General features: G+C 43.6%; 14 protein-coding genes and 1 pseudogene. 11 read left to right on the top strand and 4 right to left on the bottom strand.

Features of this window, described 5'->3' with window-relative positions; translation table 11 throughout:
• Window positions 1-200: 200 nt before the first annotated feature.
• Window positions 201-4,355, top strand: coding sequence for a rhamnogalacturonan lyase family protein (locus CEF13_RS29525; RefSeq protein ID WP_146022755.1), 4,155 nt, complete (start codon window positions 201-203; stop codon window positions 4,353-4,355).
• Window positions 4,356-4,487: 132 nt separating this feature from the next.
• Here CEF13_RS29525 and CEF13_RS23450 read toward each other — a convergent pair whose 3' ends face one another.
• The gene (locus tag CEF13_RS23450; RefSeq protein ID WP_102714498.1) at window positions 4,488-4,784 is read right to left on the bottom strand and encodes a hypothetical protein; all 297 of its coding nucleotides are present in this window, start codon (window positions 4,782-4,784) and stop codon (window positions 4,488-4,490) included.
• Between the two features lie 134 nt (window positions 4,785-4,918).
• Between CEF13_RS23450 and CEF13_RS23445 the strand changes: the two genes are divergently transcribed.
• A complete protein-coding gene (locus CEF13_RS23445) occupies window positions 4,919-5,167 on the top strand; it encodes a YolD-like family protein (RefSeq protein ID WP_102714496.1) in 249 nt (82 codons plus the stop codon).
• 113 nt (window positions 5,168-5,280) lie between these two features.
• Here CEF13_RS23445 and CEF13_RS23440 read toward each other — a convergent pair whose 3' ends face one another.
• Complete coding sequence (locus CEF13_RS23440; protein WP_102714494.1) at window positions 5,281-5,691, bottom strand: ImmA/IrrE family metallo-endopeptidase; 411 nt, start codon at window positions 5,689-5,691, stop codon at window positions 5,281-5,283.
• An 8-nt stretch (window positions 5,692-5,699) separates the two neighbouring features.
• Window positions 5,700-6,131 (bottom strand): helix-turn-helix domain-containing protein, encoded by a 432-nt coding sequence (locus CEF13_RS23435; protein ID WP_102714492.1) that lies wholly within the window; start codon window positions 6,129-6,131, stop codon window positions 5,700-5,702.
• A gap of 299 nt (window positions 6,132-6,430) precedes the next feature.
• On the opposite strand from CEF13_RS23435, the gene CEF13_RS23430 reads away from it, so the two are divergent.
• The 5 genes from CEF13_RS23430 (at window position 6,431) to CEF13_RS28950 (ending at window position 8,094) form a co-directional block, all read left to right on the top strand.
• Window positions 6,431-7,093: a sigma-70 RNA polymerase sigma factor region 4 domain-containing protein gene (locus tag CEF13_RS23430; protein ID WP_102714490.1), complete on the top strand. Its 663-nt coding sequence runs from the start codon at window positions 6,431-6,433 to the stop codon at window positions 7,091-7,093.
• Window positions 7,059-7,268: a YvrJ family protein gene (locus tag CEF13_RS23425; RefSeq protein ID WP_342352591.1), complete on the top strand. Its 210-nt coding sequence runs from the start codon at window positions 7,059-7,061 to the stop codon at window positions 7,266-7,268. The genes CEF13_RS23430 and CEF13_RS23425 overlap by 35 nt, the downstream gene beginning before the upstream one ends.
• Window positions 7,265-7,507, top strand: coding sequence for a helix-turn-helix domain-containing protein (locus CEF13_RS23420; RefSeq protein WP_102714486.1), 243 nt, complete (start codon window positions 7,265-7,267; stop codon window positions 7,505-7,507). The genes CEF13_RS23425 and CEF13_RS23420 overlap by 4 nt, the downstream gene beginning before the upstream one ends.
• Before the next feature lie 131 nt (window positions 7,508-7,638).
• Window positions 7,639-7,794 carry a sporulation protein YjcZ gene (locus tag CEF13_RS29760; protein ID WP_166742894.1) on the top strand — a complete coding sequence of 52 codons (156 nt, stop codon included), beginning with the start codon at window positions 7,639-7,641 and terminating at the stop codon, window positions 7,792-7,794.
• A 135-nt stretch (window positions 7,795-7,929) separates the two neighbouring features.
• Entirely contained in the window at window positions 7,930-8,094 is a 165-nt protein-coding gene (locus CEF13_RS28950) for a hypothetical protein (RefSeq protein WP_166742909.1), read from the top strand.
• 102 nt (window positions 8,095-8,196) lie between these two features.
• Here CEF13_RS28950 and CEF13_RS23410 read toward each other — a convergent pair.
• A pseudogene (locus CEF13_RS23410) lies at window positions 8,197-8,660 on the bottom strand (RidA family protein).
• Window positions 8,661-9,337: 677 nt separating this feature from the next.
• Between CEF13_RS23410 and CEF13_RS23400 the strand changes: the two are divergent.
• From CEF13_RS23400 to CEF13_RS23385, 4 genes are all read left to right on the top strand, one after another.
• Window positions 9,338-10,396, top strand: a complete 1,059-nt coding sequence (locus tag CEF13_RS23400; RefSeq protein ID WP_102714484.1) for a CobW family GTP-binding protein — start codon at window positions 9,338-9,340, stop codon at window positions 10,394-10,396.
• Between the two features lie 142 nt (window positions 10,397-10,538).
• Window positions 10,539-11,069: a hypothetical protein gene (locus CEF13_RS23395; RefSeq protein ID WP_102714482.1), complete on the top strand. Its 531-nt coding sequence runs from the start codon at window positions 10,539-10,541 to the stop codon at window positions 11,067-11,069.
• A 296-nt stretch (window positions 11,070-11,365) separates the two neighbouring features.
• Window positions 11,366-13,858, top strand: a complete 2,493-nt coding sequence (locus tag CEF13_RS23390; RefSeq protein WP_166742910.1) for a bifunctional diguanylate cyclase/phosphodiesterase — start codon at window positions 11,366-11,368, stop codon at window positions 13,856-13,858.
• Window positions 13,859-14,019: 161 nt separating this feature from the next.
• Window positions 14,020-15,060 carry a LacI family DNA-binding transcriptional regulator gene (locus CEF13_RS23385; RefSeq protein ID WP_102714478.1) on the top strand — a complete coding sequence of 347 codons (1,041 nt, stop codon included), beginning with the start codon at window positions 14,020-14,022 and terminating at the stop codon, window positions 15,058-15,060.
• Window positions 15,061-15,084 lie beyond the last annotated feature (24 nt).

Raw genomic sequence — 15,084 nt, 5'->3', positions numbered from 1 at the left:
TGCAAAATAGTACTAGAACACTGAAAGCCTTGTGAACCAAGGCTTTTTTTGTTTGCAAAAAAGTCCAATAGACGGGGCTCTTAACCAATAATAGGATGAATGTAGATTTAGTATATTTAAAGTGGTAGAGGTGGTGATGATGAGCAAGGTGGTTAGAAAGTTGAAAGTCACTTAACATGAATAAGGGAGTGAGATTGAACTTGGCTAATCGAATCAAAATAAGAGGAGCTTTAATTATTTTATTAATTTTTACTCTCATGTGTACATCTGTTCCCGCAGTATTTGGTGCAGACAGCGATACATTGGACAGCAGTCGAAATGATATATTAGCAGGCTATGATGTCAAATACTTTACCGATTTTGGCGACACGGAAGAGCTGATCCCCAATAATTGGGGTTTTACAACTGCCAATGCTGCTCTATCCATTAATACGAATGATTTGGGCGGCAATAACAGCCCCAAGCTGCAATACAGTATCGTCAATCAAAGCGGTGGGCGAGTTGCAAGTAAAATCTTTGATACCGCTGTTAAGGGAAACCAAATACTTGTTGCATTCGACTGGTATCCGGGCAAAGTCAATGATAAAGGCGGCAGCGCGAATGAAAACAGCGGCGAATTTAGAATTCTAGACAGCTCTGACCACATCATATTTACAATAAACAATACCAACAATGCTCCGCTCACCTATTTTACAGGCGGAAAGTCGGAAACAGCTGCGGTAACAGGCATGACGAATCAAGAGACCTGGTATAGAGTAGAGGTTGTTATCGATTTAAATACGAATGAAGTGAATTTAACGCTTACCGACCAAGCATCGGATACAAGTGAAACATATACCGTATCGCTTGCTGGGACAGCCTTTGACGGTTCAGTCGCTTCGGTCAGGCTGGTAGGTGTGCGTACATCAGGAAATAATATTACTTGGACGACATATATGGATAATTTCGGTGTTTATAATGTTTCTATCCCTGCCAATACCATCACAAAGGTAGATAGACTGCCTTATCATAGGGTTTATGTAAACGAAACGACAGATGCCATTGATTCAATCGGTTTACCGGATACGGTGACAGTTACGCTTGCGGATAATAGTAAGGTGGAAGCAGCTGTAACCGAGTGGAGCACTGTTGATAGATCATGGACTTCCGGAGAAGCAGGCGTCTACGAGTTTAAAGGCATTCTAGCTGACACAGAAGGATTGGTAAACAGCTTTGACCGTTTTGCAACAATCTATGTATATAACCGCCTTGCTCCCTCTGACTCTGCAAGGCAGACCGAGTGGCTAGACCTTGGAGTTATTGCGCTAAAATCGGAGGATGGCATTTTTATTAGCTGGCGATTGCTTGCGGATGAATATGATCAGGATGTGACTTTTAATATTTATCGCAATGGTGAGAAATTAAATACGGAGCCTTTATGGGTGACCAACTATGTTGATCGGGAAGGGACCCCCGGAGACATCTATAAGGTGGAAACGCTTCTTCAGGGGATTTCTGCCGAAACCAATGAAGCAACTGCAGCAGGTACGGATTATCTTTCAATCCCGATGCAAAAGCCAGAGGGAGGTACAACAGCCTCTGGAGCTTACACATATAGTGTGAATGATGCTAGTGTTGGGGATCTAGACGGCGACGGACAGTATGAGGTGATTGTGAAATGGTACCCGTCCAACGCCATTGACAGCTCGCAGGAAGCCATGACAGGGCCGACGATTTTTGATGCATATCGATTGGACGGTACGCTGCTTTGGCGGATTAATATGGGGCTTAACCTAACGTCGGGCGCCCATTACAATCAATTTATCGTTGCTGATTTCGATGGAGACGGGAAAAGTGAATTTCTTATTAAAACAGCAGACGCTACAACAGTATATGGAACAACAAATGGCAAGTACGATAGCAGCAAGGTGGTTAGCGTTATTGGAAACCCGGACGATGATGGGAAATGGGTTAACGATAGCGGGCATATCTATGGTGGACCAGAATATATGTCCGTATTCAATGGCGAGACAGGAGAGGTTATCGATACGATTGATTATGCGTTTCCGCTTGGGGATGTTGCATCATGGGGGGACACATGGCATAATCGTTCCGACCGTTTCCTAGCCGGCTTGGCGTATCTAGACGGAGTGAAGCCAAGCGCTGTATACGGCAGAGGCTATTACGCCCGAACAACATACGTTACCTATAATTTGGTTGATAACAAGCTTCAGGAATTATGGAGGTTTGATTCGGCTGTGGAAGGCAGAGGCGGCGGATTGGGCTATCATAGCTTGGCGACTGGCGATGTTGATAATGATGGTTTCGATGAGATTATAGCTGGTTCGTTGGTGCTGGATCATGATGGCACTATTCTATATACAATGGATGGCGATATGGGGCATGAACCGGGATCGCACGGGGATGCGCTTCATGTAGGGGCATTTGATCCTGACCGTGAAGGACTGCATGTCATAGGTGTTCATGAGGAGCCGGCAGTAGCATCCTTAGAATACCATGATGGGGCAACGGGAGAAACGATCAAATCGTTTAACGCTTATGTCGATGCAGGAAGGGGCCTCGCTGCCAATATCACTTCTCTTCCAGGATACGAGTTCTGGGGTGCCGCGGGTCCTGACGCGCAAACAGGGGGCGGCATTTATAATGTTCAAGGCAGCGTAATCGCAGACAGCTTCAGAAATGCCGGTCTTTCTGTTAATTTTGCGCTTTACTGGGATGGAGATTTGCTGCATGAGCTGCTTGATCAGACCTCCATTACGAAATATAACGAAACGACAGGCACTGTCGATGTAGTTAAAAGATTTGATGGAGTGGTAAGCAATAATGGGACGAAAGCAACGCCAACTTTGCAGGCGGATATACTGGGCGACTGGCGAGAAGAAGTGCTGTTGCCAACTACGGACAGTTCCGAGCTTCGAATATACAGCACAACAATTGCTACTGATTACAGACTGTATACATTAATGCATGACAGTGTATATCGGATGGGTATTGCTTGGCAGAATACAGCCTATAATCAGCCGCCGCATATAGGGTTTTATTTGGGCGAAGACATTAAAGAAAAGATATTGGCAGGCAAGCTTAAAGCGCCGAACGTCGCTTATACCAATAAACCTGCTGGAGCAGAACCGAATCCTGGCGATGGAGGATCAGCAGCTCCTGGTCAATCAAGCAATACGGGCGGTGTTCAAATCGTAGTAGGAGAAAATGGATCAGTATCCTTTAATCTTCCGAGCAAACTTAACGAAACCACGCAAAGGCTTGAAGCTGAAGTGACAAAGGAGACTTTCGATAACGCGCTGCAGAAAGCGCAGAGGGATTCGAATGGGGATAAGAATGTGATCGTTAAATTGAATGGTGAAGGACAGGCTTTTGCAATTCGATTGCCAGTAAGCGCGCTCCATTCTTCGTCAGGCAACCATTTATTAACGATTTCTAGTTTTCTAGGGGATTTCGTACTTCCTGCTAATATGCTGGAGCATGAAGCATTGAAAGAAGATGATATTGTTGAGTTCTTGTTTAATAGTCAAGAACCGGAAATGGATTCTGAGAAGAAGATTATTCAACTTTCGATTAACGTGAATGGTGTCAAAATAGAATGGAAAAATCCGAGTGCTTCCGTTCGAATTTCACTGCCATATTCGCCATCCGATCAAGAAAAAGCGCAGCATGAATACCTTACAGTGGTCTATGTGGATGAACAGGGCAAGCGAAGCCCCGTTTACAATGGAGCATATAATACGGCTGCGGGAACGGTAGATTTTACAACGAATCATTTCAGCAAATATGTTATTTCTTATGTTCATAAGACCTTCTCGGATCTAGGGAAATATTCATGGGCACAGAAGGAAATTGAGGTTCTAGCCTCCAAAGGAATCATTAGCGGAACTTCGGAAGTAACCCGCACCTTCACTCCAGAAGCTAATATTTCTCGAGCTGATTTTATCGTTCTGCTCGTAAAAACGCTTGGATTGCACGCGGAGTTCATAGAGAACTTCGAAGATGTGCTGCCCGGGAATTACTATTATGAAGCAGCTGGCATCGCGAAGAAATTAGGTATCGTGAATGGACTTGGGAATAATAATTTAAATCCAAAAGCAGCCATCACTAGACAGGATATGATGGTGATTACGGCAAGAGCGATGGAAATCGCTGAAACGGGATGGAAGGCTGGCGAGCTTTCAACGTTAGATGCGTATCTTGATCATAGTGAAATTGCAGACTACGCGCTTCAAGCTGCGGCAGCAATGGTAAATCATGAATGGATTGTTGGCGCGAATGGTAAAATCAATCCTCTAGGAAATACTTCTAGAGCAGAAGCGGCAGTATTATTGTATCGGATTTATAATAGGTAGTGAGCTATACAATGAAAATCGTGCATTTGCTGCACGATTTTTTTTGTGCGATAACTGTCTCGTTTAAGCACCTGCCAAAGTAGAAAACAAGACCGATCACATTATGCTTGTGATCGGTCTTATTGACGTTATCTATTTTTGGGGAGCCGCTTTATGCTGCTTGAGCTGAGCTTCTTTTTGAGCGAGCAGCTTGGATAAATCAGCTTGCAGTCTGGTTAATCTGGCAACCTCATCCGTTAATTTATTGATTTGAGTCATTTTACTGCTTAAATCGCTGGGGGATTGGCTAATCTTGCTGTCTTTTTGCAGCTGTTTGATCCTGGAAGCTGCCTTATCCAGCTTTTTTCTGTCGCTGCTGCATTGCTCCTTAAGCTCTGTAATTTCCCGGTTTAATCGATTTATTATAGACGACGTAAAACTAATAGCCATTCGAACACCTCATAATTAAATAGTGTAGCTTCGTGTTCATTCTACTATATATCGCTTATTTAAGCGAGGCTGGACACTAACATATACCTATGCTGACATGCTATAATAGAGCTTTACGGCAGGAGGGGAAAGGCTTGGCTAAGGCAAAGGGACCTAAACGTCCAACAAGAGATGAATTTGAGCTTGAAGAGCTGGGTGAGAGGCTGGTGGAAGCCATGCAGGAGAAAGCCGAGCTTCTGCTCACGATATGGGCAGCGGAGGAGCAAGTCCGTGGCGTCATAACAGAGCTGGACTCACGAACAAAAAAGGTGCATGTTGAATATATGGGTAACATCACGAAAATTCCTTTTTTGGATATTATGAAGGTAGATCATGCTCGTTAAATGCTAATTGTGCAATCACAGCAGTGCTTGATATGGTAAATAAAAACAGCTATTACTCAAAAACAGCCGAACAGGATGGCTAATCCTGCTCGACTGTTTTTTTGATGGGCTTATTAATAATAAAATTTCTGCATTTCAATGGGAACATCATTGCGCATCAGAAGCTCCTCCAGCGTCTCGCTGCGTGCAGGGGAATCACCGGCTGTGAGCAGTCGGACAGCGAACTTACTCGCTTGCCGTTCATACTTCCCGACATTGAAAAACGATTGTTCATCAAGCCAAAAACGGTTGAAGCCAGGGTGCAGCCTGTCATGTCCAAGCTCATGCGCACATACGAATCTGCGCCAATTATCAGGCAGGCTCTCATGTATAACGATAAATCGCAGCCGCAATTTTTTGAAATAGAGGCCCCGTGTGCCTTCCCCGAGATCCGCATAACGGATATGAATGCCAAGGCCTTCAGCGATAGTGAAGGGGTCATTGGTCTTGTATTTGCGGATGAGCCTCAAAATCATCTTATCCATAGCATCACCTACCCTTTGGCATCATCAGGAGCATCGTCGTTCGCATGCGGCTCGGTCTTTTTTTTGTGTTTATTCATTTGCTTAGCCTCCCAGAACAGCCCGGTAAGCACATCCATTACGCGCTGACGATCTGTTAAGCTCATGGGCACGCCGTCAAACATAATTTCTCCATCTTCTTCTAACAGCTTCTTGAAATCACGCTTATCTCTATACGTTGCCCAATCGGGAATAGTTGCCGAAGCAGCCTCTCGGCCAAGTAAATAATCGGTTGTTGTATTTAATATGTCGGCCATTTTTTGCAAATCTTCACTCGTTGGCGTTACCCGATCATTCTCGATATGCCCGAAATTCGATCTTCCCATCTCCAGCTTGGAGGCGACATCCTGCTGCGTTAATCCACGATCGACCCTCAGTTGTTTGATTCTGCTTCCCAATGACATTTTGAATACCCTCCACTTATTTAAATATGGTATTTTAAGTACTTGACGGTAATTAAAATACCAAATACAATAAATTACACGTCATGATTTTAAAATACTATATTAAAAACGGTATTTTAAATACTATCACATTTAGTATATTTTCGTTAGTAAGTATTGTCAATACCCAATAAAGACTAGAAATCTTTAACCCTCTATTATTTTTTTGTACAAAATAGAACATATGTTCCTATTTTGGTTGTGTGAATTCAACCATTCTACACTTTAATTGATATAACATTCATGAAGGAGAGATCGATATGAAAACACCCCTTGTTCTCGAACGAAAGCTCTCAGCAGATGAAGAAGCATTTCTTGCTTATCGTTCGACAAACCCGCACATATTCAAAAATAAAGTGATAAGTTACTTTTTTGAACAAAAGCAACATATTCAGTTGTTTGGAAAGCTGCTAACAGAGCCTTCAATAGAGATTAACGATGAACTAGAACAAGCATTTCGGCGTTTTTATTTCAATATACGATTCACTAAGTATTTAAGCTCTTTAGTTCAATATGCTGATATAGATTTCCACAGAGCATGCAGAAGAAATGCAGTACGGAACCCATTAATTTTTGATAGGGGGAGGGATGAAGCAGGTGAAATGGGATATGGGGAGTTATTAATAAGCTTATCATCTCAATCGGAAACTGAAGAAATTGGAAAAGTTTATTGCGATCCTGCGGACTTCCAATCTTCTATTGAGAACCCAAATCTATTCTCGGCCTTCACTGCTCTTACACAAAAGCAAAAAGTAGTAATAACGCTTGCTTATGCTGCAGGCATAATGGACACCGATATCGCATGTGCAATGAAGGTGACCCAGCAAGCGATTACGAAGACAAGAATTACGGCTCTGCGAAAGATGAAAGGGAGTTTAAAGTCTCAAGATGAAGGTATTTGCTCTAGAAAGGGGATTTGCTGATATGGAAGATACTTCACTTCTAACCCTCTTATCGACCTTGGTATCCAATCTAGGCTTTCCTATTGTGCTAGCCGGCTACCTTTTATTGCGTTTTGAGAAGAAGATCGAAAGTCTGAGCCAAGCGTTTCTAGAATTACTACATGTTATTCGAGAAGAGGTGCATAAGAGAAAATGATTGAGACCGATTTATTTCTGCTTGTTCTAAGAGCAAAGTCCGGTGATAAAGAAGCGTTGAGCAGCATAATCACTATGTTTCATCCCATCATCAAAAAGAACTCTCAACGAGCAGGGCCGAATGAGCAGAGCGATCTTCAGCAGCACCTTTCAGAGATGATTATTCGAGCCGTACTCCGTTATGATATGAATACGATACCAGACTATTCTGCTTTTATTGAAAGCATTAATTTTGAATAATTTGGGCTGAAGCGGTCAGCATGCATGATAGTCTTACAATTGGTAGGCAAATGCGCAAATTATTCAGAGGCCCATACACTTTCTGTCCTTATTCATAGGATATTGTACGCTAATAAAAAGGAGTTGAAAATATGGGCTATGGAGTAGCAGGTGTCGGTGCAGGAAATTGTGGAGCAGTGTCACCAGTGGCAGTGGGGCCAGTGTATGGCGGTGGATGCTCGAGCATAGGTTTTATTCTTGTGCTTTTCATTCTACTTGTCATTATCTCGCGTTCTTGGTTATTTTAGAGAAAACGAGGATAGCTCGGTAATCGTTCGGGCTTTCGAGAAAAATTGAGCAAAACGCACATTTTGTTTAGTCGCCTATACCCTTTTCGTCCTGAATCATAGGATACTGTACCTTAGTAAAAAGGAGATGAACAAATGGGCTATGGAGTAGGAGGGGTTGGCGCAGGCAGCTGCGGACCAACTTATCCAGTTGCAGGTGCTAGTTGCGGACCTGTTGTTGGCGGAGCATTCTCAAGTATTGGAGTTATTTTAGTTCTTTTCATTTTACTTGTCATTATTTCCCGAGCATGTTCTTGGTAATCAACGAAAATTGCTCGTAAATCGGTAGATTGCGTTTCCACTAAACCTAAATAAGCTAACAATCCCCAAGTGCCTGAGCCTTGGGGATTTGGCATAATAGCGTTACTCGCGTACCTCAGCGATAAGCTCAATTTCAACCGGTGTATGAAAGGGAAGGTCGCTTGTCCCTATAGCGGAGCGGGCATGGCGTCCGTTTTCGCCGAACACCTCGATTAGCAAATCGGATGCCCCGTTAAGCACATAGGGTTGGTCTCCAAAGCCGGGAGCGCTATTAATAAAGCCGAGAATTTTGACGATTTTGACGACGCGGTCCAGATCGCCTAAATGAGTCTTCATAGCAGCAAGCAGGTTGATGACGACTTGGCGGGCGGCTTCTTGCCCTTGCTCGATCGTTAGATCGGAGCCGATTTTCCCTTCGTACATCAGGACGCCGTCGATACGGCAGTCGAAGCCCGAAGTATAGATGAGATTGCCGGTCTGGTTGACCGGAATGTAAGAAAATTAGGCTTTGTTGTTTCAGGTAAAATAATGCCAAGCTCCGCAAGGCGTTTCTCAACAATAGACATAGTGAAACAGCTCCTTTTCATAGATTTTATTAGTTTGTGCAGCAATGCTGCGCGCGAATGAGCTGGCCGGCCACGATAACATGCGAGATACCGCTCGGATATTAACGCGGCTCCTCGAAGGTTGCCGTATCTTGGATTGTCGCCGGATCGAACACGGTAATATCTGCGGTGTAGCCTGGTACGAGCAGTCCTCTTTTGCCAAGCTTAAAGCGCTGACAGGGAATGAGGTAAGCTTTCGAACCGCTTGCTCAAGTGATAGAATCTTGTCATCGCGCACATATTTGGCAAATACGCGCGGGAAGGTGCCGTATGTCCGCGGATGCGGCTTGCCAATCTCGCAATTTAGACTATCGGAGGCGATCAACGATTTCGGCCGGGCTTTACGTCTGTTGCGAACGTTTTGCTGCCACCATCGATAATGATCAAATCGTCCGAGGGGCGGGCTATTTTCCGAGAATTGTTCAAATGCTTCATTAAGTAAGCCACCCTATTTATGTCTATACTGATCGTGGCAAATATTTCCTACAGGAAATTCAAGTAAAGCTTAAGGGATTATAAACTATTATTAAAAATTGATTCTATCCGGACCCCATATAAAAAGATGAAAGAGCGTAACAATTACGATATAATAATAGCAATCATGCTGCTTTAAAATATGGCATACGGGAGATATCACGATGAAAATTAGAGAACAAAATATACCGATACATCTGCTATCGGGCTTCCTAGGGAGTGGCAAGACTACGCTTCTCAGAAGGCTGCTTGACTATTATACAGCCCAAGGCAAGAAGCCAGCTGTCATTATGAACGAACTGGGAGATATTAATTTAGATGGCCAGCTGGTAGGCGACGAGGTGCCGATGGCGGAAATGCTGAGCGGCTGTATTTGCTGTACAATGCGGGGCGATCTAGGTATGGAAATTAGCGCGTTGATCAATGATCACCAGCCTGATGTCATTTTTATTGAATCGACAGGTGCTGCGAATCCGATGGAAACGCTGGATGGAGTAACTGAGGCGGCCATGTACAAAGCGATTGACCTGCGCAGCGTCATTACGGTAGTTGACGGGCCGGAGCTGCTTGAGCGCAGCAAAAACGGAAAAGGACGCACATTCAAGCTGATGGGGGAGCAAATCCGGTGCGCTACTATATTGCTCTTGAATAAAGCAGACAAGCTAGAGCCGGATCAGCTCGTAGAAGCGCAGCAGCAGCTCCGCGAGCTGAATGCCCATGCAGAGATCATTGCGACCGTACGCTGCGCAATCGATGATTGGAGCTGGCTGGATGCGGAGGCAGATTCACATTCAAGGCAGCACTCGCTTAAGAAGACGGATCATGCCAGTCCGCATACTCATAACGAAGGTGAGGCATGTACAGCGGTGGACTGTACGCATGATCATCATCACCGCGATCATGATGAAACGGTTCATCATCATTCGCATGATCATGTGATGGTCGTGACGCATTATTGGCGCGGTCCGGTCAGCAGTGAGGCCTTTGAGTTGCTGCTGCAGAAGCTGCCTGCTAACATTTATCGTGCGAAGGGTATTGTAACCTTTGCGGATACGAGAAGCCGCTTTCTGTTTCAATATGCATTTAAGGAATCAGACTTTATGAGAATTGAACCGCAGGGTCATGTTAATGATGTTGCGGTATTTATTGGTGAGCATTTCAATAAGGATTGGCTGCTTAGCGAGCTGGAGCTTTTAGAACAAACAGAGAATATAGATAATTAGGATTACTATGGAATGATCATTTGTTGGAATATGTCGAAATTCACAGATGGAATGTCTATTCACCGCGATGCATGGGTAAAATAATCCAGACGAGGCTTGCTCAGCCTCTGCATCACGATTGAATAGAAAGGTGTGACAACAAATGATTAGAAAATGGTTCGTTCCAGCTTTGGCTCTCGCTGTGCTGTTCTCGGTTGCCCCTGTTTGGGCTGCACAATCGGTAGCGGCACTGCCGGATACAGCGTTTGTCAATCAGCACCCTAAACTTTCCGATGAGGAGAGCGATCATAAACAACACAAGGGTAAAATGACTCGCAAGGATTTTGAAGCTTATCGTTTAGAGAGGCTGAAGGAATTAGCAGCGTATTTCGGCATTAAGAGCGAAGGTAAAACGGCTGAGCAGTTGAAGAAGGAAGTAGAGGCAGCGAAGGTAGCCAATAAAGATAAATGGGAAGCCTTCAAAGCAGAGCATCACGCCAAGCGCCTGGAGCAGCTGCGTAAAATTGCTGATGAACACGGCATTAAAACAGAGGGAAAAACGGCAGAGCAGCTCCGAGAGGAGCTTTATAAGCTGCATGGCGGCAAGGGAAGACGCCCGCATAAGCTAGAGGATCATGACCGCGCCATTGAAGACAAGAAAGACAAGCAGAAGGAACAGAAAAACCAAGTATAGCAGCAGGATATAGGACCGTCCCTTCAGTTCAACCGACTAGGGGCGGTCTTATTTTTGTCTATATTTATATTTGATTTAGCGAAACAAAGAATTGTTTCTAAATAAGTGACATCAGACTCTTGAGATGTCGACAACATGTGGTAAAAAGTAGGTTTATGTCGAATTTTATAGTAAATTTATCCTATGTTTTGCATTGTATTCAGGGTTAAATGTCAAGTATACTAGAACCATATCATAATTTGACATTTTACGTCGTTTTTTTGACTTTCTCCGACAACAAGGGGTTGATAGATGAGATGAGGAAGATAAAATTAAGCATCGCTCAAAAATTAATATTTTCACTAGGGATGCTTGTTCTTCTTTCATTTAGTATCTTGGTATCAACTCACCTCATGAAGCTCTATCATGCAAATCTTCGAAAAAGCGAGCTCCTTGCACAATCACAAGCTATGGAATATATTTATCCTTTTTCCCAAATGATGAACCAATCGATCGCATTGGTTGACAAGCTGGAGGCAACCATTCAGCAGATGGTTGAAGATGGCAAGCAGGATCGTGAGACGATTGTCCAGATGCTCCAGCAGGCGCTAAATGAAAACAATCAATTGCTGGCCGTATACACGCTTTGGGAGCCTAATGCATTTGATGGAAAAGACGCAATCAATCGAAATAACCATATATATAATGATCATACCGGCAGATTCATCCCCTATGTTGTTCGCGAGAATGACATCGTTAAAGTTATGGCCATAGAGCATTATGAAGATCCAGAACGGGGAGATTTCTACCATATTCCAAAGCAGACAAAAGCCTTCTCACTAATAGAACCCTATTCCTATATGGTAAACGGCAATTTAATAACGATGACATCTTTGGTGCTGCCTATATTAGATGAAGCAGGCCGTTATATAGGAATGGTAGGCGTTGATCTTTCACTACAATCCGTGCAAAAGGAAATCGCGGCTGTTCGTCCGTTAGGCGGTTATGCCAATATTATTACTTCAGAGAATATCTATCTAGCCAACGGTGGGAATCCAGAGCTGGTTATGCATCCCTACCAGGTATGGTCAGATGATTTTGATTTGGAATCTATGAAGGGTACAACCCTAAATTATCGATATACACCGGATGACAATGGAAGCGGAATTGTGCTTCACATGTTTTATCCCGTAGTGATTAAGGATTCCGTTTGGTATGTTGAAACGGTCATTCCAAAGAAGAATATGCTGTCTGATTATTATAGAAGCCTAAAGGAATCAATATTCATTACATCGATTGCTTTGTTCTTTATGACGATTATGATGGTACTGCTCGTTCGTAAAATTATATTAGTCAATATTCATAAGGTGGTTCAGGCGACTTCAGCTGTTGCACAGGGAAACGCAGACCATAAGCTTATCATTCAGACCAATGATGAATTTCAATTTTTGGCGAACCATTTCAATCATATGATTGACCAGCGCAAGGAAGCAGAGGAGTTAATTAAGTATCAATCGACGCATGATCTATTGACTGGTTTGCCTAATCGTTACGCTTACCATCAATATTTAAATGAAAAGGGTTCAAAAGATGCTCCTGCACAGGGACATCATGTTCTGCTTTTTATTGATCTGGATAGGTTTAAAACGATTAATGATACGATGGATCATGCTATGGGTGATGAATTGCTGCTGCAGGTCGCCAAGCGCATTGAGCGTGTTGTTGGCGATAAGGGTAAAGTTTTCCGCTTTGGCGGAGACGAATTTATAGCGCTGCTGGAAGAAGCAGCACAGATGCATCAAGCTATGCTTATTGCGGAAGATATTTTATCAGCTATTTCAGAGCCCATCATGCTTAAGGATCGCATATTTTATATGACTGCCAGCATAGGGATGAGCGTCAGGCATGAATTGAATCATAGCACCAGCAATGAACTGGTGAAAGAGTCGGACATTGCGATGTATGTGGCTAAGAAGGAGCGCAATACTTGTAAAATTTATTCTCCTTCCATGAACGATGTGCCAAAAAAAGAGCTAATGCTGGAGAATAGCATGTTCAAGGCTTTGGAGCTTGGACAATTCATGCTTTATTATCAGCCCAAAATCGATGTTTCAACTGGCAGCATCTATGGAGCGGAAGCGTTAATTCGCTGGATGCATCCCGATTATGGCATGGTATCACCGCTTGAATTCATACCGATTGCCGAGAAGACAGGCTTTATTATTCCGCTTGGAGAATGGGTGCTGCATAAAGCATGTCAGCAAATTAACGAGTGGGAGCGCATGGGGCTGCCGAAGCTATCCGTTAGCGTCAACATGTCGATGATACAATTCCAACAGAAGCAAATTGTTCATACAATTGAACGAATCATATCTAATTCCGGTATTCGTCCGGAGCAGATCGAGTTGGAAATTACTGAATCTATTTTTATGGATAATCCCGAGCACACGCTCAAAATATTGCATGAGCTCAATCAGTTAGGCGTCAAGCTTTCGCTAGATGATTTCGGTACTGGCTATTCATCGTTAAGCTATCTTCAAAATATTCCGCTGCATACGTTAAAGCTTGATAAATCATTTATGAATGATATTGTTCGCGATTTTAAGAAGCAAATGATTTTTAAATCCGTTATTGTTATCGCACATAATTTAAATTTGAAGGTTGTTACGGAAGGCGTCGAGACTGAGGATGAGCTTCGAATAATTCGTCAGCACAAATGTGATGCTGTACAAGGCTATTACTACAGCCCACCGGTGCCGGCACCAAGGTTTGTACAGATTTATATGGAATATGATAGAGAGAAATACTGATTTCATTCTGTCCTCCGCATGAAGCGGAGGATTTTTTTATGTCTATATACATTGTGAATGAAGATGATTTTTTACGGGGCGATAGGGTTGTGATGTTTATTTGCGTCTGTTAAAATGTAATTATTGTTCAGTAAATTTATTAACTAAATACGGAGCGTGTCATGGCGACTATTAAAGATATTGCAAAAGAAGCGGGCGTATCAGCTGCTACCGTATCTAGAGTGTTAAACAATGACGGTACTTTAGCAGTTAGTGAGGAAACACGGGAACGAATATTCAGCATTGCCGAGCAGTTGAAATATAAGCCATCGAGACTGCGAAGAATGAGACGGGAAGAGCAGCTTTCCAGGCAGCAGATTGGCCTGCTCCTTTGGTCAACAATTGAGGATGAGAATAACGATCCTTACTTCTCATCCATTCGCAAAGGAATAGAAACTAGATGTGAAGAACTTGGAATTACGATTGCGAAAGTGCTGCGGGGCAGGAGCGGCGCTGAGCTCCAGCCTGTCAATGAGCTGGACGGATTAATTGTCGTTGGATCTATCGATGAGCAGGATGTCTGTCAACTTTACGGACAGGGTAATCGCATTGTATTTGTAAACCATTCGAAAGAGTTGAGTGAATTCGATACGGTGAAGCTGCATTTTGAACAAGCTACCAGGGCTGTTATTACGCACTTGAGATCACTTGGACATGAGTCCATTGCGTATATTGGCGGCAGTGATGACGTTCATCGGCTTAACCGATTCGAAGAGGATGCTGTAGGAATCGAACCTCGCCGTGCTTATTTTGAACAGATATTAAGCGAATACGGACTTTTGGATAGGCAGCTCGTCTTCCAATCGGACTGGTCCTCTAATGGCGGGTATGAATCGATGAAGCAGCTATTGAATAGAGAGAGCTCGGCACGGCCGACAGCATGCTTTATTGGAAGCGATCCCATGGCGGTTGGCGCATTGCGTGCGCTGCATGAGGAGGGATTTAGCGTACCTCAGGATATGGCAATCATCGGTTTTGATGACATCGAAATTTCCGCTTTCCTCAATCCGCCATTAACTACGGTTCGGGTGCACACTGAGCTTATGGGCAAAACAGCGGTTCAACTGCTCCTTGAGCGGATCGAAGGCAGAGAGGCGGCTGTGCATATGACGATTAATACGACATTGGTCATCAGAGAAAGCTGCGGCAATGGCTTGCAATAATACGAAGCCACAAAACTTTGAGCG

The sequence above is a fragment of the Paenibacillus castaneae genome (assembly GCF_002884445.1).
Lineage (GTDB): Bacteria > Bacillota > Bacilli > Paenibacillales > Paenibacillaceae > Pristimantibacillus > Pristimantibacillus castaneae.
This window is presented reverse-complemented; position numbering and strand designations above follow the sequence as displayed.

Coding starts and splice junctions, on each gene's coding strand:
- CEF13_RS23420 (WP_102714486.1), top strand. CDS start 7,265: ATGATTGAGACCGATTTATTTCTGCTTGTTCTAAGAGCAAAGTCCGGT.
- CEF13_RS23440 (WP_102714494.1), bottom strand. CDS start 5,691: ATGGATAAGATGATTTTGAGGCTCATCCGCAAATACAAGACCAATGAC.
- CEF13_RS23400 (WP_102714484.1), top strand. CDS start 9,338: ATGAAAATTAGAGAACAAAATATACCGATACATCTGCTATCGGGCTTC.
- CEF13_RS23385 (WP_102714478.1), top strand. CDS start 14,020: ATGGCGACTATTAAAGATATTGCAAAAGAAGCGGGCGTATCAGCTGCT.
- CEF13_RS28950 (WP_166742909.1), top strand. CDS start 7,930: ATGGGCTATGGAGTAGGAGGGGTTGGCGCAGGCAGCTGCGGACCAACT.
- CEF13_RS23395 (WP_102714482.1), top strand. CDS start 10,539: ATGATTAGAAAATGGTTCGTTCCAGCTTTGGCTCTCGCTGTGCTGTTC.
- CEF13_RS23430 (WP_102714490.1), top strand. CDS start 6,431: ATGAAAACACCCCTTGTTCTCGAACGAAAGCTCTCAGCAGATGAAGAA.
- CEF13_RS29760 (WP_166742894.1), top strand. CDS start 7,639: ATGGGCTATGGAGTAGCAGGTGTCGGTGCAGGAAATTGTGGAGCAGTG.
- CEF13_RS23435 (WP_102714492.1), bottom strand. CDS start 6,131: ATGTCATTGGGAAGCAGAATCAAACAACTGAGGGTCGATCGTGGATTA.
- CEF13_RS23390 (WP_166742910.1), top strand. CDS start 11,366: ATGAGGAAGATAAAATTAAGCATCGCTCAAAAATTAATATTTTCACTA.
- CEF13_RS23450 (WP_102714498.1), bottom strand. CDS start 4,784: ATGGCTATTAGTTTTACGTCGTCTATAATAAATCGATTAAACCGGGAA.
- CEF13_RS23425 (WP_342352591.1), top strand. CDS start 7,059: ATGAAGGTATTTGCTCTAGAAAGGGGATTTGCTGATATGGAAGATACT.